The organism is Pseudomonas fluorescens, assembly GCF_902497775.2.
GTDB classification, from domain to species: domain Bacteria; phylum Pseudomonadota; class Gammaproteobacteria; order Pseudomonadales; family Pseudomonadaceae; genus Aquipseudomonas; species Aquipseudomonas putida_F.
Map to the genome: position 1 here is coordinate 1,814,317 of NZ_OZ024668.1, position 22,373 is coordinate 1,836,689.

Genomic DNA, 22,373 nt, shown 5'->3' on the forward strand with positions numbered 1-22,373 from the left:
CTTATCGAGCATCTTATTTTTTGATCATCATTGTTATGATGTGTGCAGAATCGAACCTGCCAACAGCGAGATCACTGCCCATGGCGATATCCCGAGAAGCCCCGACCCGCACCCGACGCAAGGCGGGCGCTGCGGTTTCCAACAATGAACGCAAGCGTCAGGAGGTGCTGGAGGCCACCTGGCGGGCGATTCTTCGCGTTGGGGTCGAGAACGTCACCATCCGCGAGATTGCCGCCGAACTGCAGGCCACCACCGGCGCCGTCGTGCACTACTTCAGGACCAAGGACGAAGTGCTGTTGTACGCACTCGATCACCTGATCAGCGGTATGGTCGAAGAGGTCACCCAACGCCTCGAAGGGGTGGAGGGAATTGCCCGTCTGGAGTGCATCCTGCATGCGTCGTTGCCGCTCGATGAAGAGGGTGAAACCGCCTGGCGTATCTGGCTGGCGTTTCTGCGCACCTCGGTGGGCAACGACAAGCTCGGCATGGAGCACCAGCGACGCTATAGCTTCATGCGCAACGCCCTGGTCGACGAGCTGACCCGGTTGCAGGCACAAAAAGCCATTCGGGACGGTCTTGACCTGAGCCTGGAAGCTGACGCCATGATCGCCCTGGCCGATGGCCTGGGCGTCGGGCGAGTCATCGATAGCCAGCGCTTGCTCGCGCAGCAGCAGCGCATGCTGGTCAAGCGCCATTTCGAGGCGTTTCTCATGCCGCAGGAATGAGGGGCAGGGGTCAGGCGTGCGCATGGCTTGCCTGCGTAGCAGGCTGTACCAGCAGCCGCACATCGCGCCAGCGGCCCCAGACGTAAAACCGCCCGATGCTGGTGTCCAGGCGATCTATGGCAAAGCCCATCAGCTTCGCGTCCAGCGCCAACGAGCCGCAGATGCGCCGCTCCAGTCGTTCGGGCCGGGCGCTGAGGAGCCGGCGATGAAACACCAGCAGTTCGCCGTCGCGGCTTTGCACCAGCAGGCGATGGCCACGCCCGGCAACCGTCAAGATGAACTGGATGGCGGTGTCGAGCAGAAACCACAGCAGCAGCGGTGAAACGATTTCCACCAGGGTTCGCTCGATGCCGTAGCGGCCACGCGCTTCGAAAAGCTCGTAGATGATGATTTCGTTGATCACCTGCGAGGTCATGAAGCTTGCGAACAGCAGCCAGCCAGGGTGGATCTTGCGAAAGGCCCAGACATAGGCTTGCACCGGCTGCCCCAACAACTGTTCAAGTTCCCCCAGGGTGGCGCGGCGTTCCCGGGTCAAAGGCAGTTGCGCCGACCGCGCGTTCACAGTACCGCCTCGCGCAGGGTGATGACCGGTTGGCTGCTGTCAGCGGCCTTGATGAAGGGGTGCAGCAGGGTGAAGAACTGGTCGGCGTCAATACCGGCCTCGGGGGCAAACGCCCCTTTGCGGCTGATTTGCCCCCGGCCCAGCATCAGCAAGGCAACCGCTGTCGGTATGCAGGTGTTGGGCCCCATCCCGCCGGGGATTTCGCCGTTGAGCCAGGCGCTGCAGACATGGCGCCGACCCTGGCGCAGGCCTTCGGCGATAGCTGACATTTCTGCTGGAATGTAGCGCCGGCCAAACAGGCTTTCTTTTACCGAACCCACCAGCAGGGACATGGATTCAGCCAGGCTCAAGCCCGAAAGGTCGTTGTTCAGCGCGACTTTGCGTAATTGCGAGGCTGCTTGGCTGACACTGTGGCCGCGCTTGTCGACACGGGCCTGAATCAGTTTCAGCAGGCTGAGCAGGCTGTTGGACAACACCATTGCATTGGTGCATTCACGGATCGAGGCGAAGGTGCTCGGCAAGGTCACAGGTTCCGGATGCCCCACCGTATGGGCGCGCACTGCGCCGACGCCGGGCACCATCAGGTCGATTTCGGTCAACGGCAGGCCGCTGGCGATGCGTCCACCGCGAAACACCGGAATGTTGCCGGTCAGTTGTTCGACCCAGTGATCGAGTGCCGCACCCATGTCAGTATCGTGACTGGCGGCTTCCTTGGCGCGCGAAGCGCTGCCCCAGGTGGTGACCACTCGATGCGGGGCGTCGACCTGGCGGATGGCCTTGCTGGCCAGCAGGTTTGCCACGCCGGGGCTGGCGCCCATGCCGACGATGGCGGTGATATTGGCGGCTTGGGCACGCGCATCGAGGTCGAGCATTGCCAGGGTGGGTTCGGGGTCATCGCAGATGTCGATGTAGTGACAGCCTGCATCGATGGCACATTGCAACACCGTAGTACCAAACAGGTAGTAAGGCCCGATGGTTGACACCACGACATCGTAATCACGCAAGACCCGGGTGAGGGCTTCGGGATTGCGCGCATCGACCTGCAGTACATCGACATCCGCCCGTCCCAGGCTGGTCACGTAGCGCCGCGCCTCTTCGCCGTCACGGTCGGCTACCGTCAGCCAGGAAAAGGCGCCGAGCTTGATCGCCGTGTCGACAAAGTGCCGGCCCATATGGCCACAGCCTCCCAGTGCAATTACCTTCATGGTCGTGTTCCTGTTTGTTGGTTTATTGGTTGCAGGTCAGGGGCTGTACGCAAATCGACGCAGGGCAGGCGTGCACGGGAGGCCTGGCGAAAATGCCTGAGCAGGCGCTGAGCCAGCGCCGGCAACAGTTCCGGTGGCAGGTCGTGCCCCATACCGGCAATGCTTTCGAATTGCGCGCCGGGTATGTGCTCGGCGGTGCTGCGCCCGGCTTCGAACGGTATCAGCGGGTCTTCCAGGCCATGCAGTACCAGGCTGGGGCTGGTGATCTGCGCCAGCAAGGGCACACGCGATCCCGACGCCAGGATCGCGGCGAACTGTCGCTCGATACCGCCGGCGGCTGGCGCGTTGCGCCTGAGGTCATCTTCAACCCGGGCGCGTAGTGTTTCGCGAGCTGTCGGGTGCGCGGGGCTGGCGATCAGTTCCCAGAGTTGGACGTTGTAGTCGACTTCGCGCTGCAACGAGGGGGTGCGGGGAGGGTTGAGCATCAGCCTGAGCACATCGGCGCGGGCCTTGGGCAAGCGCCTGTCGCCGGAACTGGACATGATCGAGGTCAGTGACCGTACGGCGCACGGAAAGCGGGCGGCGACAAGCTGCGCAATCATGCCCCCCATCGACGCCCCGACCAGATGCACCGGGCCGAGTTTGAGGCTGTCGATCAAGCCCAGCGTGTCGTGGGCCATTTCCTCCAGCGTATAGGGCGGGCAACTGCCCAGGCCAAGCTGAGCGCACAGGTAATGCCGGGTCAGGTGCGCTTTGCCCTGCATGCGGCTGGACTTGCCAATGTCGCGGTTATCGAAGCGAATCACGCGAAATCCGCCCTGAACAAGGCTGCGGACCAGCGCGTAGGGCCATCCCGTCAGTTGCTGGCCAAGGCCGTGAATCAGCAGTACGGGCGGGGCGTGTTCAGGCCCCAGCGTTTCATAGGCAAGGGTGGCGCGACCGACGCGGGCAAATCTCAGATCAGGGCTCAAGGGCGTTCTCCGTTGTACAGGGGCAAAACGGCGTAACGGAAAAGATCATAACGGTTATTATGTTTTTCGCAAGCGGCGCAGACCTGCCACGTGGCATGGCACGTCTGCGTTCAGGGGCGCAACAGAAGGTGGGCAGGCTTGCCTAGAGGGGATGGGTCCACTTTTCGACCGCTAAAGCGTCGGCGATTTTTCTGCCGTAATTGGCTGCGCTGATGTCTTCTTCGTTGCACAAGACCGCAATGGTGGTCTGCGCATCCGGGAAGTACATGAATTGCGTCGCATAGCCGGCCCAGCCGCCCGAGTGTTCGACCAGGCGCGTGCCTTTGTACAGTTTGGGCGACAGACCCATGGCGTAATCCTCATGGTCTTTTGCCACCCGCGGTCCGCTTCTGGACATCACCGCCAGCAGGTCGGGGCCTCCCACTTTACCGCTGTGCAGGTTGGCTCCCCATTTCATCAGGTCGCGTACGGTGGAATGCACCTGGCCATCGCCGGTCACCTCCCACGGGCTCTCGTACAACTTGACCGGGCCCCAAAACGGGCGCGTATAGCCACGCACCACGGCGAAATCCAGCGGGTACTTGTCGACGATCCGGGTATGGTTCATCTGCAGCGGTTTGAAGATTGCCTGCTGGGAAAACAACCGAATGCTCTTGCCGCTGACGCGCTCGACCACCAGCGAGAGCATGAAGTACCCGCTGTTGCTGTAGGAGAACTGTGTGCCGGGGGCAAATTCCGCCTGCTTCTGGGCTGCCAGCAAGGCGAGTGCCTGGGCCTCGGTCAATGGCTGGGTATCGGTGATGCCTTGCGCCTGGGCTGCCTCCTCGTAGCTGGGCAGGCCACCGGTGTGGTGCAGCAGATGGCGCAGGGTCACCGGGTCGGCGTAACGGCCAAGCTCCGGCACGTAGCGGCGGATGGAGTCATCCAGCGACAACTTGCCCTCGCGGGCCAGCAAGTAAATGGCGAAGGCCGTGAATTGCTTGGACACCGAGGCGAGGTTGAACACCGAGTCGGCATTCAAAGGGCTCTGCTTCTCGATGTCGGCATAGCCGGTAGCGCCTTCAAGCACAAAGGCCTGTTGTTTTTCCACACTGAAGACACAGCCGGGGCCAGCCTTTGCCGAAAGACTCTTGAAGATATGACTCATGTCATTTTTGACTTGGGCAGGTGTGGTCTGCAGTACCTCGTTGAAATAATCGGCGGCCGGGGTACTCAGATACTGCCAACTGACATCCATGGTGTTTCTCCCTCGTGGTTGATCAAGCGGGTCTCATCATAAGAACCAGGCTGATGATTAACTTGAGGGCATTTGTGAAGAAGTGCGCGGGACGTTTAACAGGTTTCTCTGTTCAGACCTGGCCGCCCAGGTTGTTGAGAAAGTCACCGAAGCCGCCGCGCACCCGGCAGTCGCGGCGGCTGCTGGTGGACACGCTGTTGCGAGCAGTCCAGACGATGTGCGCGCCGCTTCGCTGCAGGTCGTTGACCAGTTGCACGTCCTCGTGCAGCGCCAGTGCCTTGAAGCCGCCGACCTTTTCATAGGCGCGGGCGCAGATGCCGAGGTTGGCGCCGTGAACATGCCGGTGGCCTTCGCGGGCCTGGTAGTGGGCCAGGTAGCGTTCGCGCAGCGCCGCACCCTGATGCGCCTGCCAGCTCTGGACATGCACGGTGCCGCACACCGCGTCGGCGGCAAAGGCCAGTTGGCACAACAGCCAGTCGGCCGGCACGCAGCTGTCGGCATCGGTAAACGCCAACCAGCGTGCGCCACGCTCGAGCATCAGCGCCGCACCGGCGTGGCGGGCGTGGCCAACGTTGCGTGCCTGCACCTTGAGCACCTTCACGCCATGGACACGGGCGATGGCTTCACTGCCATCGCTGCAGCTATCCAGCACCACTACCGTCTGCACCTCTTCGCCCACTGCCGCCAGCGTCTTTGCGGCGCGGCCGAGGGCGTGCAGGCAGCGGCCGAGCAGGTGTTCTTCGTTATGCGCGGGGACAATCACGGCAATCATAGGCAAGGCTCGTCAAGGTCAATGGCACAGGGCTGCATGCACCAGTACTCAAGGAGGAAGTCGGCCTCTTCATGGCGCAGGCTGCGGTATAGCGGCAAGCGTTCGGCCAGCAGTTCATGGACCTGATGGCCGGTTTGCGGGCAGCCGTCGATCGGGTGCAGCCAGTGGCATAGCAGCAGGGCGCCGTCGCAGGTGAGGCTGGCGGCTGCGCGCTCCAGCACTTCCAGCCAGTGGCTGGGGTCCAGGTAGTAGCCGATCTCGCTGAGCACGATCAGCTCGAACTCGCCTGCCGGCCAATCGCCCGGCAGGCAGCCTTGCTCGACCCGGGCGTTGTGCCAGGGCCGCAGGCGTTCACCGGCCAACTGCACGGCAGTGGCGTTGAGGTCCTGGCACAGCAGGCTTTCGCAGCGTTCGGCGAGGGCGGCGCTGAGCTCGCCATTGGCGCAGGCCGGCTCGAACACCCGGTTGTAGTATTGGCGTGGCAGGCTGGCCAGCAGCAGCTCGCGCTTGCGCTTCTCGTACCAACGGGTGCGAAAGGCCCAGGGGTCGTCGCTCTGCTCGAACAGTCGCTCGAAATAGCTTGCCGATACGTTCATGTGAACACCAGTTCGAAAGGTTGCAGCAGACGTGCCAGGGCCTCGCGGTCCAGCACCGGCGGGGTCTGTTCGTCGGCCTGCAACTGGCTGGTATGGGCAGCGACGGCCTGCTGCTTGAGGGCCAGCACTGCGCGGTCGAGAAACAGCTTGTGGGCGCGCTGCCAGGGCAGCCGCGGATCGTTCGGCCGGGCCCAGTGCCAGGCCCAGATCGGCACTTCGATCAAGCGCGCGCCGACGGTTTCGCAGGCTCGGGCACAGGCGCGGCCCACCGCTTCATGGTCGCAATGGCCGTCCAGGCGCCAGGTGGTCAGCACCCGGTCGCTGGTGCGCAATAGCTGCACCAGGCGTTCGGCCAGCCAGCGTTCATGGTTGGCCACGGCGCTGTCGGCCAGGCCCAGGCGCAGCCAGGTCAGTTGAGTCAGGTCGAGCCCGAGGCGGCGCAGGGCATCGGCGCTTTCTCGTGGGCGTTGCTGGCGCAGGCGTTCGCTGGTCCAGTGGCGTGAATCAGGGTGGCTGGCCTCACCGTCGCTGACCGAAATCAGCAGCAGTTCCTGCTCGCGGCCGCGCATGCCGGCCAGCACCCCGCCGCAGCCAAGCACCTCGTCATCCGGGTGCGGGGCGACCACCACCAGGCGGCTGCCAAGCGGCACCAATTGCTCATGGGTGATGGCCGGCACCGCCTGCAGGGTCGCCGACGATTGCCAGTGCGCCAGCGGCGTGCCCGTTGCCTGGATCGGGTTTTGCGGTTGCTGCAGGGTCATAGCCGCCAGCCTCCCTCGGGGGTTGCACTCAATTGTCGGCCCAGTTCGGCCAGGTCGCGTTCGGCATGGCTCTGGCGCAGGAACACCGGCAGGTCGGCGCTGAGCCGGGCGAAATGACTGTCGCGGCAGAACGGTGTTGCGCCCAAAGCCCGGCCGACATGATCGAGCACGCTGAGCGCGGCGCTTTCGACTTGCGCGCGCAGGCGCCGGACGGCCAGCTCGGCGTCGCTGCCGGGGTGGCCGTCGATCCAGCTGGCGGTTTCGTGCAGGGCTGCCCGGGCGCCAGCCAGTGCGGCGTCCACCGCACCCAGGTGGGCCTGGGCGTGGGGCTCTTCACGGCTGCGGCAGTGTTCGAGCAAGAAGTTGCCCAGGCTGTGCGCCGCGCCATACCAGCAGGCGGCAATGCCAGCGCCGCCATGCCAGAAGCCCGGGCGGTTGAGGTACTGGCCGCTGCTACCGGCCAGTTGCGCCGGACAGTCGTTGAACTCGACATCGACGCTGGCGGTGACGGCCATGCCGACGGCCTGCCAGCCCTCGTTGAAGATGCGCAAAGCCGGTTGATTCAATGTCACTGCCACCAGTTGCGGGCGCTCCTGTTCGTCCCAGGCGGTGACCAGCGCCCGGTCGATCTGCAGGGCGCCGGAACACCAGGCCTTGCGCCCTTGCAGGTGCACGTCGTTGCCGTTGCGCCTGACGATGCGTACCCGCGCGTTCGGCGGCTCGGCGGCCCATACTCCCCAGCTGCCTGCCGGTTCCAGATGGCTGGCGCCGCACTCATGGATGATCGCCAGGGCATCGGTATGGCCTTCGAACAGTTTGGCCAGGGCCAGGTCGGCCCCGGCGACCTCAGCCAGCATCTGCCAGCGCTGCAGGGTGCGGCCATGGCCGGGCAGGGGCAGTTGGTCGAGGCCGCTTTCCCGGCATTGTTCCAGGCAGCGTTGCAGCTGACGGTCGAGGTTCAACGCCAGGGGCCGCTGGGCGAAGGCCTGGAGCAGTTTCAGGGCGCTCATGATTCAACGCCCATGCGTCGACGCAGGTCCTTGCTGATCGATTGGCGCACCTGGCCATAATCGGCCCAAGGGTCATCGCCTTCGGCCAGGCGCTCGCCGAGGTTGAGCAGGTTCCACTGGTTCGCACCCTTGAGCTCGGTCAGCTCTTGGCGGCGAATCGGCACCGACACTGGCAGCCCGTCGCGGGCGCGGATTGAATAGGCGCAAACCGTGGTGGCGCCTTTGCCGTTGCGCAGGTAATCGATGAAGATCCGCCCGACCCGATTCTTCGGCCCGGACACCGCCGACAGGCGCTCGGGGAACAGCCCGGCCAGGTGCTGGACCATGGCTTGGCTGAAGCCCTTGACCTCGTCCCAGCTGGCACGCCGGGTCAGCGGCACGACGATGTGCATGCCCTTGCCGCCGCTGGTCTTGAGGAATGATTGCAGGCCCAGTTCGTCGAGCAGTGCCAGGGTCAACTGGGTGGCCTCAAGCATGGCTTTCCACGGCAGCGCCGGGTCCGGGTCGAGGTCGAGGATCAAACGGTCGGGTTTGTCGAAGTCCTTGGCGGTGGCGTTCCAGGTGTGCAGTTCGAGGGTGTTCATCTGCACTGCGCCGAGCAGGGTCTGGGCCTGGTCGATGATCATCAGCGCCTGGCCGGCTTCGGCCTTGTCGTGGCTCTCAAGGCCGGGGATGTTCAGTTGTGCGGCGTTCTTCTGGAAGAACAGCTCGCCGGCCAGGCCATCCGGGGCCCGCACCAGTGCCACCGGGCGACGCTTGAGATGCGGCAGGATCCACTCGGCGACCAGGGCGTAGTACTCGGCGACCTGGCGCTTGGTAGTGCCGGTGCTGGCGTCGATGATGCGTTCGGGGTGGGTCAGGTGCAGGTCGGAGGTTTTACGTGCCGGGGTTTTCACGGGCTGCTCCAGGCCGATGGCCTTGGCCGGTTTGTCGTCGCGCAGGCCATGGAACACCGAATGGCGCACCACGCCGTCGCGGGTCATCTGCGCATAGGCGACCTCGGCCAGCAGCCTTGGCTTGAGCCAGTGCACTCCTTTGGCCTCGGCGCCGGTGGGCGGCTTGCCGAACTGCGGTTTGGCGACTTCAAGCGGCGTCAGGCGCTGATGAAGATGGGCCAGGGTCGTGCTGTTGAACCCGCTGCCGACCTTGCCGGCATAGCGCAGCGCGCCGCTGTCATCGTGCAGGGCCAGCAGCAGCGCGCCAAAGGCTTCACGCGAGCCCTTGGGGTCGGTATAGCCGACGATGACGAACTCCTGGCGCTGCTTGCACTTGAGCTTGATCCAGTCGCTGCTGCGCCGGTTGAGGTAGCTGCTGCCCAGGCGTTTGCCGATCAGGCCTTCCATTTGCATCTTGCAGGCGCTGTCGAGCAGCGACTCGACGCTTTGCGCAAAGTCGGCAGAAAAGCGCAGGCGTTTGTCATCGGCCTTCTCCAACACCTTCTCTAGCCCAGCACGGCGTTGCTCCAACGGGCATGTGCGCAGGTCCATGCCGTTGAGGTAGGGCAGGTCGAACAGGTAGTAGATGATCTGCTCGTCGCGGGCCTGGTCGAAGGCATTCTGCAGCGCCTGGAAATCTGCCACGCCGTGCTCGTTGGCCACCACCATCTCGCCATCGAGCCAGGCCGCTTGCACGCCGAGCTTGCCCAGGGCCTTGGCCTGTCTGGGCAGCTTGGCGGTCCAGTCATGGCCGTTGCGGGTGAACAGGCGGACATCGTCACCGTCGATGCGGGCGAGGATGCGGTAGCCGTCGAATTTCACTTCGTAGCGCCAGTCGCCTTCGGGTGGGGTCTCTACCAACGTGGCCAGCTCTGGTTTGAGCGAGTCGGGCAGGGCGGCTTTCCTGGCACCGCTGAGCGTGGTCTTGCTGGTGGTTTTGCTTGCCGCAGCCTTGGGTTTGCGCGCGATCAGGGTACGTTCGCTGAGCACGCTATCGGGCTCGGCTTGGAGGATGTCGTAGTCGCCCTGCGGTCGCGCCTGGGCATCGTCGGACTTGATCAGCAGCCACTGCTCCTTCTTGCCGGCCAGGTGGGTGCGAAACAGGTTCCAGATGCCCGACAGCTTCTCGCCCTGCAGACGAAAGCGCAGCTTGCCCTGGGCATAGGCCTTGTGCGGATCTTCTTCGGGGATCCACACGCCACGGTCCCAGACGATCACGTCGCCGGCGCCGTAATGGCCCTCGGGGATATGGCCTTCGAAGTCGGCATAGTCCAGCGGGTGGTCTTCGACATGTACGGCCAGGCGCCGGACTTTCGGGTCGAGCGACGGGCCCTTGGGGATGGCCCAGCTTTTCAGGGTGCCGTCCAGCTCCAGGCGAAAGTCATAGTGCAGGTGGCTGGCGTCGTGCTTCTGGATGCAGTACTGCAGGGCGTGCGCGGCTTTTTTGCCGGTGCGGCGATTGCCTGCGGGCTCCGGACTGGCGTCGAAATTGCGCTTGCGCGCGTACTCCTGCAACGGCTTGGCCATGGCGGTTTCCTGCAGCTTTTGGGCGGGTCCTCAGCATTGGGATAGGGCGGCAGGGGTGGGAGTTCAATCGGCTTTTGTTCGAGGTGGCACTGCTGCGCACCCCATCGCCGGCAAGGCCGGCGATCGACCGCGAAGCGGTCGCCGTATCAGCCTTGTTTCTTGATGATCGCCTCACTGATGCTCGCCGGCGCTTCGGCGTACTTGGTGAACTCCATGGTGTAGCTGGCCCGGCCCTGGGTCATGGAGCGCATCTGGGTGGAGTAGCCGAACATCTCGCCCAACGGTACTTCGGCGCGTACTACCTTGCCCGCCGGGGTCTCGCCGCCTTCCTGGATCATCCCGCGGCGCCGGCTCAAGTCGCCCATGATGTCGCCCTGGTACTCCTCGGGGGTCACCACCTCGACTTTCATCACCGGTTCCAGCAGCACCGCGCCGCCTTTTTCCTTCAGCTGTTTGGTGGCCATGGAGGCGGCGACCTTGAAAGCCATTTCGTTGGAGTCGACGTCGTGGTACGAGCCATCGAACACCGTCGCTTTCAGGCCAATCAACGGATACCCGGCCACCACACCGTTCTGCATCTGCTCTTCAATGCCTTTCTGGATTGCCGGGATGTACTCGCGGGGCACCACGCCACCGACCACTTCGTTGACGAATTCCAGGCCTTCCTTGCCTTCTGCCCCCGGGGCGAAGCGGATCCAGCAATGGCCGTACTGACCACGGCCACCCGACTGGCGCACGAACTTGCCTTCGATCTCGCAGGTCTTGGTGATTTTTTCGCGGTAGGCCACCTGCGGTTTGCCGATATTGGCCTCGACGCCGAACTCGCGGCGCATGCGGTCGACGATGATGTCCAGGTGCAATTCGCCCATGCCGGAGATGATCGTCTGCGCCGTCTCTTCATCGGTGCGCACGCGAAACGAGGGATCTTCCTGGGCCAGCTTGCTCAGGGCAATGCCCATTTTCTCCTGGTCGGCCTTGGTTTTCGGCTCCACCGCCACCGAGATCACCGGGTCGGGGAAGTCCATGCGTTCGAGGATGATCGGCTGATTGATATCGCACAGGGTGTCGCCGGTGGTGACGTCCTTCATGCCGATCAGCGCGGCGATGTCGCCAGCGCACACGTCCTTGATCTCGGCGCGCTGGTTGGCGTGCATCTGCACCATGCGGCCGATGCGTTCCTTCTTGCCCTTGACCGAGTTGAGCACGGCGTTGCCGGAGCTGAGCACGCCGGAGTAGACCCGGGCGAAGGTCAGGGTGCCGACGAAGGGGTCGGTGGCGATCTTGAACGCCAACGCCGAGAACGGTTCGTTGTCGTCGGCATGGCGCTCCAGGTGCCTGTCTTCGTGGTCCGGGTCGGTGCCATGGATGGCCGGGATTTCCGACGGCGCCGGCAGGTAGTCGATCACCGCATCGAGCATCAGCGGCACCCCCTTGTTCTTGAAGGACGAGCCGCAGATCGCCGGGACGATCTGGTTGTCCAGGGTGCGCTGGCGCAGGCCGGCCTTGATCTGCTCGTTACTCAGCTCCCGGCCGTCGAGGTACAGCTCCATGAACTCGTCATTGGCCTCGGCGGCGGCCTCGATCATGTGCGCGCGCCATTCGTTGGCAAGCGCGAGCATCTCGGCCGGAATCTCTTCTTCGCGGTAGCTGGTGCCCTGGTCGTCCTCGTTCCAGTAGATGGCCTTCATCTTCACCAGGTCGATCTGGCCGATGAAGTGCTCTTCACTGCCGATGGCCAGCTGGATCGGTACCGGGTGGTGGCCCAGGCGCTTGTCGATCTGCTTGACCACCTTCAGGAAATCAGCGCCCTGGCGGTCCATCTTGTTGACGTAGGCCAGGCGCGGCACGTGGTACTTGTTGGCCTGGCGCCAGACCGTCTCCGATTGCGGCTCGACGCCGTCGGCACCGCTGAACACCACCACCGCGCCGTCGAGCACGCGCAGCGAGCGCTCCACTTCGATGGTGAAGTCGACGTGGCCGGGGGTGTCGATGATGTTGAAGCGGTATTTGTCCGGAAACTGTTTGGTCGAGCCCTGCCAGAACGCCGTGGTCGCCGCCGAGGTGATGGTGATGCCGCGTTCCTGCTCCTGGGCCATCCAGTCCATGGTCGCGGCGCCGTCGTGCACCTCGCCCATCTTGTGGTTGACCCCGGTGTAAAACAGGATGCGCTCGGTGGTGGTGGTCTTGCCGGCGTCAACATGGGCGACGATGCCGATGTTGCGGTACAGCTCGATGGGGGTGGTGCGCGCCATGAGGGGTCACCTGTGTGTGATGCACAAGAAGAGGGTATTCCCAAGGTAGCAGAAGTGCGGCGCCTTGCACGGCAGGCCATGGCTGAAGCAGGTTCATCCATGGCCTGAGTAACCATCGGTTGTAAAGCATCTGGGGCTGACGCTTAATCGTTCTATCCGCCTGATGGAGTCGCCCAATGCCGCTGGAAAAATCCGTTAATGCCTGGTGTCAGAGTCATCCGTTGATCGCCGATCTGGTGGCGTTGCGCCCGACCAGCTGGTTCAACCCGGCCCTGGCGCCGAGCGCCGAGGCCCTGGGTGACGTGGCACTGAGCGCCGAGGACATCCGTGAGGCCAGCGCCAGGCTCGAGCGCTTTGCCCCGTTCATCGCCTCGGCCTTCCCCGAGACCGAGCCCAGCGCCGGCATCATCGAATCGCCGTTGTTGCCGCTGCCCGCGCTGCAGGCGGTGCTCTGCGCCGAACAGCAGTTGCCGCCAAGCGGCGCCCTGTGGCTCAAGGCCGACAACCTGCTGCCGATTTCCGGCTCGATCAAGGCCCGCGGCGGCATCTATGAAGTGCTCAAGCACGCCGAAGACCTGGCCCTGGCCGGTGGCCTGCTGCAGCTGGGCGACAGCTACGCCAAGCTCGACAGCGATCAGGCCCGGGCGTTCTTCGGCCAGTACAGCGTGGCGGTCGGCTCCACCGGCAACCTCGGCTTGTCGATCGGCATCATCAGTGCGCGCCTGGGCTTCAAGGCCACGGTGCATATGTCGGCCGATGCCCGCCAGTGGAAGAAGGACCGCCTGCGCGCCTGCGGCGTCGAGGTGCGCGAGTACAGCGCCGACTACAGCGTGGCGGTGGAGCAGGGGCGCCAGGAGGCCGAGGCCGATGCGCATTGTCATTTCGTCGATGATGAGAACTCGCTGAACCTGTTCCTCGGTTACGCCGTGGCCGCCGAGCGCCTGCAGCGTCAACTGGCGGAGCAGGGCATCGCGGTGGACGCCGAGCATCCGCTGTTCGTCTACCTGCCCTGTGGCGTCGGCGGTGGCCCTGGCGGCGTGGCCTTCGGCCTCAAGCATATCTTCGGCGATGCGGTGCATTGCCTGTTCGCCGAGCCGACCCACTCGCCGTGCATGTTCCTCGGCGTGTACACCGGCCTACACGACGGGGTGTCGGTGTACGACTTCGGCATCGACAACCTGACCGCCGCCGACGGCCTGGCGGTGGGCCGGCCCTCGGGCTTTGTCGGCCGCTCGCTGCAGCGCCTGATCGACGGCTACTACACCGTCAGCGATGCCACCCTGTACCGCCAGTTGGCGCAGATGCAGGCGTGTGAAGGTATCGAGCTCGAGCCGTCGGCGCTGGCCGGGCTGGCGGGTATGTCTTACGTGCTGCAGGAGCAGCAAGGCTACCGTCAGCGCCTGGGCTTGACCGATGAGCGCCTGGCCCGCGCCACCCACCTGGTCTGGGGCACCGGTGGCAGCATGGTGCCGCGCGACGAGATGGACCGTTACCTGGCCAGGGGCCGCGCTGAACTGGCCGGCAATTGACCATGCTCAACCTGCCTGATCGCCTTGCTACCCGCTTGAACGGCGCCCAGTTCGCCAACTTGCACACCTTTCTGGCGGTCGCCCGGCACCTGAGTTTCAGCCAGGCGGCGCAGGAGCTGTGCCTGACCGCCAGTGCCGTCAGCCACCGCATTGCGCGCCTGGAGCAGGCCCTGGCGCTGCGCCTGTTCGAGCGCCTGACCCGGCGCATTCGCCTGACCACCGAGGGCGAGCGCCTCTATCAAGTGCTGCAAGGTTTGGAAGCGCAACTGCAGGAAGCCCTGCAACCGTCGACTGAAGAAGTCAGCGGTGCCCTGAGCCTGTATGTGCGGCCATCGCTGGCCCAGCACTGGCTGGTGCCGCGCCTGGCGGATTTCCAGCAGCGCTATCCGCAGGTCAGCCTGGACATCCGCACCGGCAACGACCCGGTGGACTTTCGTACCCGCCCGGTGGACCTGGCCTTGCTGTATGGCCATGGCGAGTTTCCCGGGCTGGCCAGTCAACTGCTGATGGATGAGCGCGTCGCCCCGGTGTGCAGCCCGCAGTACGCCGAACGCCATGGCCTGATCGGCCATCCCGAGCGCCTGGCCCAGTGCACCTTGCTGCACGACGCCCTGGCCTGGGAACACGCCGCCTTCGACGTCGAATGGCAGCGCTGGGCCGGTGAGCAGGGCGTACGGCAGCACCTGCCCGCCAGCCATCTGACCTTCGACCGCTCCGACCTGAGCAGCGCCGCCGCCGGCCACCATGCTGGCGTGGCCATCGGTCGCCAGCGCCTGGTGCAACCCTTGCTCGATCAGGGCGCGTTGATCCTGCCTCTGGGCGGCTTCAGCCAGGCGGCGGGGCAGGGTTATTACCTGGTGCATCCGCCGCGGGAGAGGTTACCGCTGCGTTTGCGGGTGATGATTGAGTGGTTGCGCGAGTGTGCGCTCAGCTGACTTCGATCCAGCGCCCCTCCTGGCGATCCGACTGCACACAAGCCTCGATAAACGCCATCCCGCGCAAGCCGTCCTCGGCGGTCGGGCACAGGCGTGCCAAGGGCGCCGGGGCGCGCTGCTCCCTACGGGCTTTGATCAGTTCGGCGGCGTCGCTGTAGATATTGGCGAAGGCTTCGAGCAGGCCTTCGGGCTGGCCGGCCTTGATTCGCGTGGCTTGCCTGGCGGCGTCGCTGAGCCAGCTTTCGCCACGGCGCAGCACCTGGTGCGGCTGGTCCTGGTGGCGCAGTTCGAGGCGTTCGGGGTGTTCCTGGTGCCAGTACAGCGAGCCAGTTGAGCCGAAGATGCGGATTTGCAAACCATGGCGCTGGCCGGCGGCGACAAAGCTGGCCCACAGCAAGCCTCGGCCGCCGCCGCTCAGACGCAGTTTGACGTGGGCGTTGTCGTCCGAGACGCGGCCTGGCACCAGGGTGCTGAGCTCGGCCGAGACCTGGCTGACTTCTTCGCCTGTGACAAAACGCAGCAACTGATGGGCATGCACGCCGACATCGGCCAGCACCGACGAAGCGCCGGCCTGGTTGGGGTCGGTGCGCCAGGCCAGGGCCTTGACCCCTTGCTGTTCCAGCGGGTGGGTGCCGAAGGCGCTGGCGTGTTCGACCTGCACCAGGCGTACCTCGCCAATGGCACCCTGGGCGATCAGTTCGCGGGCTTCGCGAATCAACGGGTAGCCGCTGTAGTTGTGGGTCAGCAGGTGCAGGGCGGGGCCGCGGCGGACCTGTTCGAGCAGGGCATTGGCCTCGCTGAGGTTGGCCGCCAGCGGCTTGTCGCAGATGACATCGATACCGTGCTGGAGAAACGCCAGGCTGGCCGGCACATGCACGGCATTGGGCGCCATGATCGCTACTACCTGGATGCCGTCCTCGCGGGCGGCTTCGGCCTTGGCCATGGCTGCAAAGTCGGCATAGGCGCGCTCTGGCGCAACACCATAGGCATGGGCTGCGGCCAGGTTGCGCGCAGGGTCACGGGCAAAGACTCCGGCGACCAGTTGGTAATGCCCGTCCAGTGACGCCGCGTAGCGGTGGGTCGAACCGATCGACGACTCCAGGCCGCCGCCGACAAAGCCCAGGCGCAGTCGTTGCTGTGGGTCGGCCATGGTTTTCATTGGGCGCCTCCGTTGCCGTGCTTGAGTTCACGGGCGAAATGTTCGATGGCCAGCACGTAGCCGTGGGTGCCGAAACCGGCCAGCACCGCCTTGGCCACCAGCGACACATAGGAGTGATGGCGGAAGGCTTCGCGGCGGTGGACGTTGGAGATATGCACCTCGATCACCGGCACTTCGGCAGCAATCAAGGCGTCATGAATCGCCACCGAGGTGTGGGTCCAGGCACCGGGGTTGATGACAATCCCGGCGACCCGGCCACGGGCCTGGTGAATCCAGTCGATCAACTGGCCTTCGTGGTTGGTCTGTTGGAACTCAAGCTTCAGTTCCAGACGGCTGGCCGCCTGCTGGCAGAGGCTTTCGACGTCGGCCAGGGTCTCGCGGCCGTAGACCTCGGGTTGGCGCAGGCCGAGCATGTTCAGGTTGGGGCCGTTGAGCACGAGCAGGGTATTCATGGGTGGTTTCCAGTCAGGGCGTTGGCGCGCAGGGCGTCGTAGGTGGATTTGTCCAGGCTCAGCGCGTCGACCTTGCCATGCACAGCAGCAACACGTGCTTGTCGGGATGGTTGGCCATCTGTCTGTCTCCGTTTGTTGTTATGGAGGCGTAGCGCTGGAAAAAAGCCTCAGAGGCTGTCGGTGCGCACGATCTGGCCGTTGCGAGCGGCGCTGCTGATGGCTTCGACGATCAGCAGGTTGCGCAAGCCGTCGCGCACGCTGACCAGCGGCGCTTGCTCGCCGCGCATTACCTGGCAGAAATGGGCCAGCTGGCGGGCCAGCGGGTCGGCGCTTGCTAGCGGCGCCACGGCGCTGCTGAAGGGCTTCCACCACGAGCGCTCGGCACGCTGCTCGTAGTACTTCAGGCGCATGCTCGGGATCGACAGCGAGCCCTGGGTGCCGCAGATCACATAGCAGTCTTCATCGTCGTAGCTGGGGTAGTCGAGGTTCTCCCGCGCGGTCTGCTCCCAACTGCGGGCGCAGGCGGCGGTGTCGGAAAGCATGAAGGTGCCCAGGGCGCCGCTGGCAAAGCGCAGGCTGATGGCGACGCTGTCTTCCACGGCAAAGCCACGGGTGGCGCTGGAGGCCTGGGCCTGCACGGCGACGATCTCTCCGCACAGCGAACGCAGGTTGCCGATCTCGTGGATCATGTTGATCAGCACCGGCCCGCCGCCGATCTGGCGGCGCCAGGGCGCGGCGTCGAAGTAGTCGTCGGGCTTGTAGAACAGCGCACTGCCCATCACCGCCACCAGGTTGCCGAGCAGGCCTTCGCCGATCACCTCGCGGGCCTTGGCCAGGATCGCGCTGTGGGCACGGTGATGGCCGACCAGCAGCCGCGCGCCCGTTTGCTCGGCGATGGCCAGCAGGCGCTTGCCTTCGTCCAGGGTGTGGGCCACGGGTTTTTCGATCAACGCGGCGACGCCGTGTTCGACACAGGCCAGGGCGCCTTCGACGTGCAGGTGATTGGGCGTGGCGAGGATCACGCCATCGGGGCGCTGCGCGGCGAACAGTTGCTCAAGGCCTGGGTAGAGGGCAACGCCGTGGCTGGTCGCCAGTTCGGCGGCGGCCGGGGCCGGGTCGACCAGGGCGGCCAGTTCGCACTCGGCGCTGGCCTGGATCAGTTCGATATGCCTGCGGCCAATCAGGCCGGCGCCGGCGACGGCAATGCGGATCTTGTTCATGGCGCTCTCATTATTGTTATGCGGACCGCGACAGCGGTTTTGTGAGAGGCTAATAAAAAAGTCCCAGGAGATAATCGGGCCAGATGAAGAATCAGAATGCGCTATTAGCGAATAATGACCCGCTGCTGCGCGACCTGCAGTTGTTCTGCGAAGTGGCGCGGCGCTCCAGCTTCATCGCCGCAGCCACCGAGATCGGCCTGTCGCCGGCGCATGTCAGCAAGCGCATTGCCACCCTTGAGACGCTGCTGGGGGTCAAGCTGTTCAACCGCACCACGCGGCGGGTCAACATCACCAGCGATGGCGAGGCGGCGTTCGTCTGGGCGCAGAAGATCCTCGAGAACGTCGAGTCGATGCTCGAGTCGCTGTCCGGCGCCCACAGCGAACCGCGCGGCACCTTGCGCATCAGCACCAGCCTGCGCCTGGGGCGCGAGCACATCGCTCCGATCCTGTCGCTGTTGCGCAAGCGCTACCCGACCCTGGATATCTGGCTGGAGCTGCTCGATCGGCGCGTGGACCTGATTGGCGAGAACTTCGATATCGACATCCGCGTCGGCGAAGTGCAGGAAAAACACCTGATCGCCCATCGTATTGCCGAGAACAAGCGGGTACTGGCGGCGTCGCCAGAGTACCTGGCGCGGCGCGGCCCGGTGCGGGTACCGGCGGAATTGGCCCAGCATGACTGCCTGCTGTTTCGCAGCCGCGACGATCGCTTTGGCGTGTGGCGTCTGCTCGGGCCGGGCGGTCCGGAAACGGTCAAGGTCACCGGGCCCATGGCCGCCAACCACAGCGATATCGTGCGCCAGTGGGCCATGGACGGGCACGGCATCATCATGGCCTCGTACTGGGACGTGGCCGGCAGCTTGCAGGACGGCTCATTGGTCAGGGTGTTGCCGGCGTATTACCAGCCGGCGGATGTCTGGGCGGTGACGGCGGCGCGTTCGAGCAGTTCGGCAAAGGTGCGCAGTTGCGTGGCGTTCTTGCGTGAGCAACTGGCGCAGGGGCCGTTTGCCTTGGCGGTGGGCGGGTGAGGGCGCATTTGGCAGGACCGGCCTAATCGCTGGCAAGCCAGCTTCCACAGGTGCTGTACAGACCACAGAACTGTGGGAGCCGGCCTTGCCGGCGATGGGCTGCGAAGAGCAGCCCCGGGTACTCAATCGCCGGCCTGCACCTGCAGCATCCATTGCCCGTCAATCTCACGCACCAGGCCACTGGCCAGGAACAACGGCAGCAAGCGCTTGTGCAGTTGCGGCTCGACGAAGCCTTTCACTGCGGTCAGGTCCAGTGTACCCAGCGCCGGCAAGTCGGCCTTGGTATACGACAGCCAGGCCTTCTTCAGCGCATTGAGCACATCGCTGCCCGCGGTGTTGGCAAAGCGGCGGTTGAGGGTCTGGCCGTCAAGAACGAACGTGTGCTGGTACTCGTAGCCCGTTTCGTCACTGCCACTGCTGCGGCAGCGGATGCAGGTGCACGGACCGTCACCGAAGGCTTTGCCCAGGTAGTTGTTGAAATCCACCACGGGCTTGAGCCCCAGGCGCTTGTCGACCTCGAACATGTCCGAGGTCAGGTTCTGTTCAGCACTCAATGTCATTCCTCTGACAGGTTTTTACCGAGGGGCACAATACCAGCCGGGGCGGGCCGAGGGTACCTTCGTGCGTCACCTCGTCGATGGCCGCGGGCTTTTTCCGTGCCGCTCCTTTACCCTATGCGCCCGCACGCGTCAGCAGACGCCGATAGAATTGTCGTTGGAGTTCGACCATGTACAACTACACAGCCACCGTGACCGTCAGCGACGACCAGCATGATGACGTCGAAGCCGTGGAAAACGTTGCGATTCGGGTTGGCCTTGAAGCCGTTACCGAGTCGCTGAAGAAGGTCCACTTTGTCGGGACCCTGGCCGCCCCGAGCAAATCCACGCATCTCTGCGTGACCCTGGAAAACGGCCTGAGCTACTACGGCCCGATCGTCAACGGCCATGCCGAACTGGAAGGTGGCTGGATCGCGTTTGAGAGCGACATGCTCACGCCGGAAGAACTGGGCCTGTAATCAGTTGGGCTGCAGCACGGCAGCCCAGACCAACCCGGCCAGGTACAAAGCCACACCAAACACGCCATGGGACAGCAGGCTACGGCCCCGCGCCGCATTCGGCTTGGGGGTTTTCGAGGCGAAGAGGCCTGCGCCCATGCAGGGCTGCATGACCAGGTAGGGCGCCGCCACCGTCGCCAGGCCGAGCACAAATGCCGGTACAAAGCGTGGCTGCTGCGCCCACTCCAGCCCGCAGATCGCCAGCAGCAAGCCGGCGAAAATCACCCCGATGCTGTAATGCGCGGTCCAGCCAATCAATCGTTCATTGGCCAGCGCAGGCGCCTTGGCGATGCTCTGATGGGCAAACTGCCCGCGCGGCATATGGCCGATCCAGCGTCCGACCAGGCCCCAGTTCGGCCCGCCCATGCCCAATACGCGCTGCTGGAATAGCGACCAGAGATCGGCGAGGGCAGTGGCGGTCAAGCCAATCAGTAGCGCGAGGGTTATTCCTGCAAGCATGGCGTACTCCACTCAATAACATTCAATAGATTGATTGAATGATTGGCCAATGCTACCTTCCTGTCAATGACCGATATGAAAACCCAGCAACACCAGCACATCGCCGAACTGGCGCGGACCCTTGGCCACGCCCATCGCTTGAACCTGCTCGAACAGATCGCCGACGGCGAGCTTGCCGTCGAGCAACTGGCCCAGCAGTGCGAGCTGTCGGTGGCCAACGCCTCCCAGCATCTGCAGCACTTGCGCCGTGCCGGTTTCGTGCAGACCCGCCGCGATGGCAAGCGCGTGCTCTACCGGCTCAGCGCCGGGCCGATCCCCGAGGTGTTGGTGGCGCTCGGCCAGTTGGCCGCGTTCAACCGCGCGGCAATCCGCGAGTTGATGAGCGACAGCGTGAGCGCACCCGAGCAGTTGGAGGCGATCAGCAGGGAAGAGTTGCTTGAGCGTTTGCAGGAACGCAGCGTGACCCTGCTCGATGTGCGCCCGGCCGAGGAGTTTGCCCAGGGGCATTTGCCGGGTGCGATCAATATTCCATTCGCTGAGTTGCAGCAGCGCCTGGGCGAATTGCCGGCCAGCCAGGAAGTGGTCGCCTATTGCCGCGGGCCCTGGTGCGTGTTTTCCCGTGATGCGGTGACGGCCCTGAAAGCCGGGGGCTTCAGGGCACGGCACTACCTTCAGGGCGTCGAACAGTGGCCCGAGCCGCTGCAGGGTTAAACCAGTTCGCCAAGGCAGCGCTCGAGGATGTCCAGGCCCTCTGCGAATACGTCAGGCTCGATGGTCAGTGGCGCCAGCAGGCGGATGATGTGCCGGGCCTTGCCGCTGGGCATCAGCAGCAAGCCGGCGCTCCTGGCCGCTGCCAGCAGTTGCGCCAGTTGTGCCGTGGCCGGGGTGCCGTCGGCCTTGAGCAGTTCAATCCCGCGCATGGCGCCGGTGCCGGTCAGGCGGCCCAGGTAAGGTGAGAGCTTGTTCGCCTGCCAGCGCTCGAAACGGCTGAGCAGCGCCGCTTCCTGCTGCTCACCCCAGGTCGAAAGGTTGGCATCGCTCATTTCCTCCAGGGTCGCCAGCGCGGCGGCGCACGCCATCGGGTTTCCGGAGTAGGTGCCGCCAAGGCCGCCTTTGGGCAGGTTGTCGACCAGCGCCTTGCGCCCGACCACCGCGCCCAGCGGCATGCCACCGGCGATGCTCTTGGCCAGCAACAGCAGGTCCGGCTCGATGCCCAGGCGCGGGAAGGCGAAGCGCTGGCCGGTGCGGCCAAAACCCGACTGGATCTCATCGATGACGATCAGGATGCCGTGCTGGTCGCAGAAGCGGCGTAAGGCCTGGGCAAATGCAGGTTCCATGGCCAGAAAGCCGGCTTCGCCCTGAACCGGTTCGAAGATGAAGGCGGCCACGTCATTGACGTCGATCTCGACGCTGAACAAGCGCTCCAGGGCCTGCAGTGCCTGTTCGGTGGTGATTCCGGTGTCCTGGCTGGGGTAGGGCAGGTGATACACCGGCCCTGGTAGTACGCCGACCCGCTGTTTGTAGGGCGCCACCTTGCCGTTGAGGTTGAGGGTGGCCAGGGTGCGGCCATGAAAGCCACCGTCGAAGGCGATGATCGCGGTCTTGCCAGTGGCCCCGCGGGCGATCTTCAGGGCGTTTTCTGCCGCTTCTGCGCCGCTGTTGGTGAGCATGCCGCTGAGCGGATAGGACACCGGCACGAACTGCGCCAGGCGCTGCATCAGTTCGATGTAGGGTTCATGCCCGGCGGCGTTGAAGGCGTAGTGGGTCAGGCGCGTGGCCTGCTGCTGGATGGCCGCGACAATCCGCGGATGACAATGGCCCAGGTTCAATACGCCAATGCCGCCAACGAAATCTATATAACGTTTGCCGTCGGTGTCCCAGACTTCCGCGTTTTTACCGTGGGACAGTGTAATAGGGTGAACTACGGAAATAGACTGGCTGATAGTTTCGTGACTCATGTGCCCGCGGCCTCGTTGCAGTTTCT

General features: G+C 64.6%; 22 protein-coding genes. 6 read left to right on the forward strand and 16 right to left on the reverse strand.

Annotated elements, in window-relative coordinates; translation table 11 throughout:
• Positions 1 to 80: 80 nt before the first annotated feature.
• Positions 81 to 725 (forward strand): TetR/AcrR family transcriptional regulator, encoded by a 645-nt coding sequence (locus F8N82_RS08455; protein WP_052251433.1) that lies wholly within the window; start codon positions 81 to 83, stop codon positions 723 to 725.
• A 10-nt stretch (positions 726 to 735) separates the two neighbouring features.
• Here F8N82_RS08455 and F8N82_RS08460 read toward each other — a convergent pair whose 3' ends face one another.
• The 10 genes from F8N82_RS08460 to fusA all read right to left on the reverse strand — a co-directional run bounded on the left by F8N82_RS08460 (position 736) and on the right by fusA (position 12,553).
• Positions 736 to 1,287, reverse strand: coding sequence for a hypothetical protein (locus tag F8N82_RS08460; RefSeq protein WP_038994814.1), 552 nt, complete (start codon positions 1,285 to 1,287; stop codon positions 736 to 738).
• Positions 1,284 to 2,492, reverse strand: a complete 1,209-nt coding sequence (locus tag F8N82_RS08465) for a saccharopine dehydrogenase family protein (protein ID WP_038994815.1) — start codon at positions 2,490 to 2,492, stop codon at positions 1,284 to 1,286. Before F8N82_RS08465 ends, F8N82_RS08460 begins: the two co-directional genes overlap by 4 nt.
• The gene (locus tag F8N82_RS08470; protein ID WP_052251434.1) at positions 2,489 to 3,463 is read right to left on the reverse strand and encodes an alpha/beta fold hydrolase; all 975 of its coding nucleotides are present in this window, start codon (positions 3,461 to 3,463) and stop codon (positions 2,489 to 2,491) included. The genes F8N82_RS08465 and F8N82_RS08470 overlap by 4 nt, the downstream gene beginning before the upstream one ends.
• A gap of 142 nt (positions 3,464 to 3,605) precedes the next feature.
• A complete protein-coding gene (locus tag F8N82_RS08475) occupies positions 3,606 to 4,700 on the reverse strand; it encodes a serine hydrolase domain-containing protein (RefSeq protein WP_200889116.1) in 1,095 nt (364 codons plus the stop codon).
• A 112-nt stretch (positions 4,701 to 4,812) separates the two neighbouring features.
• Positions 4,813 to 5,472, reverse strand: a complete 660-nt coding sequence (locus F8N82_RS08480) for a glycosyltransferase (protein WP_038994816.1) — start codon at positions 5,470 to 5,472, stop codon at positions 4,813 to 4,815.
• Positions 5,469 to 6,068 (reverse strand): SAM-dependent methyltransferase, encoded by a 600-nt coding sequence (locus F8N82_RS08485; RefSeq protein ID WP_038994817.1) that lies wholly within the window; start codon positions 6,066 to 6,068, stop codon positions 5,469 to 5,471. Before F8N82_RS08485 ends, F8N82_RS08480 begins: the two co-directional genes overlap by 4 nt.
• On the reverse strand, positions 6,065 to 6,829 hold the full coding sequence (locus F8N82_RS08490; protein ID WP_038994818.1) for a PIG-L deacetylase family protein: 765 nt from the start codon (positions 6,827 to 6,829) through the stop codon (positions 6,065 to 6,067). Before F8N82_RS08490 ends, F8N82_RS08485 begins: the two co-directional genes overlap by 4 nt.
• Positions 6,826 to 7,839 (reverse strand): acyl-CoA dehydrogenase family protein, encoded by a 1,014-nt coding sequence (locus tag F8N82_RS08495; protein ID WP_038994819.1) that lies wholly within the window; start codon positions 7,837 to 7,839, stop codon positions 6,826 to 6,828. Before F8N82_RS08495 ends, F8N82_RS08490 begins: the two co-directional genes overlap by 4 nt.
• On the reverse strand, positions 7,836 to 10,301 hold the full coding sequence (ligD, locus tag F8N82_RS08500; protein ID WP_038994820.1) for a DNA ligase D: 2,466 nt from the start codon (positions 10,299 to 10,301) through the stop codon (positions 7,836 to 7,838). Before ligD ends, F8N82_RS08495 begins: the two co-directional genes overlap by 4 nt.
• Before the next feature lie 146 nt (positions 10,302 to 10,447).
• Positions 10,448 to 12,553, reverse strand: coding sequence for an elongation factor G (fusA, locus tag F8N82_RS08505; RefSeq protein WP_038994821.1), 2,106 nt, complete (start codon positions 12,551 to 12,553; stop codon positions 10,448 to 10,450).
• Positions 12,554 to 12,729: 176 nt separating this feature from the next.
• Between fusA and F8N82_RS08510 the strand changes: the two genes are divergently transcribed.
• Both F8N82_RS08510 and dsdC read left to right on the forward strand, forming a co-directional pair.
• Complete coding sequence (locus F8N82_RS08510; protein ID WP_038994822.1) at positions 12,730 to 14,082, forward strand: D-serine ammonia-lyase; 1,353 nt, start codon at positions 12,730 to 12,732, stop codon at positions 14,080 to 14,082.
• Between the two features lie 2 nt (positions 14,083 to 14,084).
• Positions 14,085 to 15,017 carry a DNA-binding transcriptional regulator DsdC gene (gene dsdC, locus F8N82_RS08515; RefSeq protein WP_038994823.1) on the forward strand — a complete coding sequence of 311 codons (933 nt, stop codon included), beginning with the start codon at positions 14,085 to 14,087 and terminating at the stop codon, positions 15,015 to 15,017.
• Here dsdC and F8N82_RS08520 read toward each other — a convergent pair.
• From F8N82_RS08520 to F8N82_RS08530, 3 genes are all read right to left on the reverse strand, one after another.
• On the reverse strand, positions 15,010 to 16,176 hold the full coding sequence (locus F8N82_RS08520; RefSeq protein WP_218231870.1) for a Gfo/Idh/MocA family protein: 1,167 nt from the start codon (positions 16,174 to 16,176) through the stop codon (positions 15,010 to 15,012). The two genes, dsdC and F8N82_RS08520, sit on opposite strands and share 8 nt — an antisense overlap.
• Complete coding sequence (aroQ, locus tag F8N82_RS08525) at positions 16,173 to 16,628, reverse strand: type II 3-dehydroquinate dehydratase (RefSeq protein WP_038994824.1); 456 nt, start codon at positions 16,626 to 16,628, stop codon at positions 16,173 to 16,175. Before aroQ ends, F8N82_RS08520 begins: the two co-directional genes overlap by 4 nt.
• A 167-nt stretch (positions 16,629 to 16,795) precedes the next feature.
• Positions 16,796 to 17,848, reverse strand: coding sequence for a Gfo/Idh/MocA family protein (locus F8N82_RS08530; protein ID WP_038994825.1), 1,053 nt, complete (start codon positions 17,846 to 17,848; stop codon positions 16,796 to 16,798).
• Positions 17,849 to 17,931: 83 nt separating this feature from the next.
• Here F8N82_RS08530 and F8N82_RS08535 point away from each other — a divergent pair, with 83 nt between their 5' ends.
• Positions 17,932 to 18,876 (forward strand): LysR family transcriptional regulator, encoded by a 945-nt coding sequence (locus F8N82_RS08535; RefSeq protein ID WP_038994826.1) that lies wholly within the window; start codon positions 17,932 to 17,934, stop codon positions 18,874 to 18,876.
• A 122-nt stretch (positions 18,877 to 18,998) separates the two neighbouring features.
• On the opposite strand, the gene F8N82_RS08540 is transcribed toward F8N82_RS08535, so the two are convergent.
• Entirely contained in the window at positions 18,999 to 19,436 is a 438-nt protein-coding gene (locus F8N82_RS08540; RefSeq protein ID WP_038994827.1) for a hypothetical protein, read from the reverse strand.
• A gap of 167 nt (positions 19,437 to 19,603) precedes the next feature.
• Here F8N82_RS08540 and F8N82_RS08545 point away from each other — a divergent pair, with 167 nt between their 5' ends.
• Complete coding sequence (locus tag F8N82_RS08545; RefSeq protein WP_038994828.1) at positions 19,604 to 19,891, forward strand: hypothetical protein; 288 nt, start codon at positions 19,604 to 19,606, stop codon at positions 19,889 to 19,891.
• On the opposite strand, the gene F8N82_RS08550 is transcribed toward F8N82_RS08545, so the two are convergent.
• Positions 19,892 to 20,389: a DUF2938 domain-containing protein gene (locus F8N82_RS08550; protein WP_038994829.1), complete on the reverse strand. Its 498-nt coding sequence runs from the start codon at positions 20,387 to 20,389 to the stop codon at positions 19,892 to 19,894. It abuts the gene before it with no gap.
• A 75-nt stretch (positions 20,390 to 20,464) separates the two neighbouring features.
• Here F8N82_RS08550 and F8N82_RS08555 point away from each other — a divergent pair, with 75 nt between their 5' ends.
• Positions 20,465 to 21,100 (forward strand): ArsR/SmtB family transcription factor, encoded by a 636-nt coding sequence (locus F8N82_RS08555; protein ID WP_095162938.1) that lies wholly within the window; start codon positions 20,465 to 20,467, stop codon positions 21,098 to 21,100.
• Here the strand turns inward: F8N82_RS08555 and F8N82_RS08560 are convergent.
• Positions 21,097 to 22,347, reverse strand: coding sequence for a 2-aminoadipate transaminase (locus tag F8N82_RS08560; RefSeq protein ID WP_095162868.1), 1,251 nt, complete (start codon positions 22,345 to 22,347; stop codon positions 21,097 to 21,099). The genes F8N82_RS08555 and F8N82_RS08560 overlap by 4 nt on opposite strands.
• Between the last annotated feature and the right edge of the window lie 26 nt (positions 22,348 to 22,373).

Coding starts and splice junctions, on each gene's coding strand:
- F8N82_RS08510 (WP_038994822.1), top strand. CDS start 12,730: ATGCCGCTGGAAAAATCCGTTAATGCCTGGTGTCAGAGTCATCCGTTG.
- F8N82_RS08455 (WP_052251433.1), top strand. CDS start 81: ATGGCGATATCCCGAGAAGCCCCGACCCGCACCCGACGCAAGGCGGGC.
- F8N82_RS08465 (WP_038994815.1), bottom strand. CDS start 2,492: ATGAAGGTAATTGCACTGGGAGGCTGTGGCCATATGGGCCGGCACTTT.
- F8N82_RS08535 (WP_038994826.1), top strand. CDS start 17,932: ATGAAGAATCAGAATGCGCTATTAGCGAATAATGACCCGCTGCTGCGC.
- F8N82_RS08540 (WP_038994827.1), bottom strand. CDS start 19,436: ATGACATTGAGTGCTGAACAGAACCTGACCTCGGACATGTTCGAGGTC.
- F8N82_RS08485 (WP_038994817.1), bottom strand. CDS start 6,068: ATGAACGTATCGGCAAGCTATTTCGAGCGACTGTTCGAGCAGAGCGAC.
- F8N82_RS08560 (WP_095162868.1), bottom strand. CDS start 22,347: ATGAGTCACGAAACTATCAGCCAGTCTATTTCCGTAGTTCACCCTATT.
- F8N82_RS08545 (WP_038994828.1), top strand. CDS start 19,604: ATGTACAACTACACAGCCACCGTGACCGTCAGCGACGACCAGCATGAT.
- F8N82_RS08490 (WP_038994818.1), bottom strand. CDS start 6,829: ATGACCCTGCAGCAACCGCAAAACCCGATCCAGGCAACGGGCACGCCG.
- dsdC (WP_038994823.1), top strand. CDS start 14,085: ATGCTCAACCTGCCTGATCGCCTTGCTACCCGCTTGAACGGCGCCCAG.
- fusA (WP_038994821.1), bottom strand. CDS start 12,553: ATGGCGCGCACCACCCCCATCGAGCTGTACCGCAACATCGGCATCGTC.
- F8N82_RS08520 (WP_218231870.1), bottom strand. CDS start 16,176: ATGAAAACCATGGCCGACCCACAGCAACGACTGCGCCTGGGCTTTGTC.
- F8N82_RS08530 (WP_038994825.1), bottom strand. CDS start 17,848: ATGAACAAGATCCGCATTGCCGTCGCCGGCGCCGGCCTGATTGGCCGC.
- F8N82_RS08495 (WP_038994819.1), bottom strand. CDS start 7,839: ATGAGCGCCCTGAAACTGCTCCAGGCCTTCGCCCAGCGGCCCCTGGCG.
- F8N82_RS08550 (WP_038994829.1), bottom strand. CDS start 20,389: ATGCTTGCAGGAATAACCCTCGCGCTACTGATTGGCTTGACCGCCACT.
- F8N82_RS08480 (WP_038994816.1), bottom strand. CDS start 5,472: ATGATTGCCGTGATTGTCCCCGCGCATAACGAAGAACACCTGCTCGGC.
- F8N82_RS08555 (WP_095162938.1), top strand. CDS start 20,465: ATGAAAACCCAGCAACACCAGCACATCGCCGAACTGGCGCGGACCCTT.
- ligD (WP_038994820.1), bottom strand. CDS start 10,301: ATGGCCAAGCCGTTGCAGGAGTACGCGCGCAAGCGCAATTTCGACGCC.
- aroQ (WP_038994824.1), bottom strand. CDS start 16,628: ATGAATACCCTGCTCGTGCTCAACGGCCCCAACCTGAACATGCTCGGC.
- F8N82_RS08475 (WP_200889116.1), bottom strand. CDS start 4,700: ATGGATGTCAGTTGGCAGTATCTGAGTACCCCGGCCGCCGATTATTTC.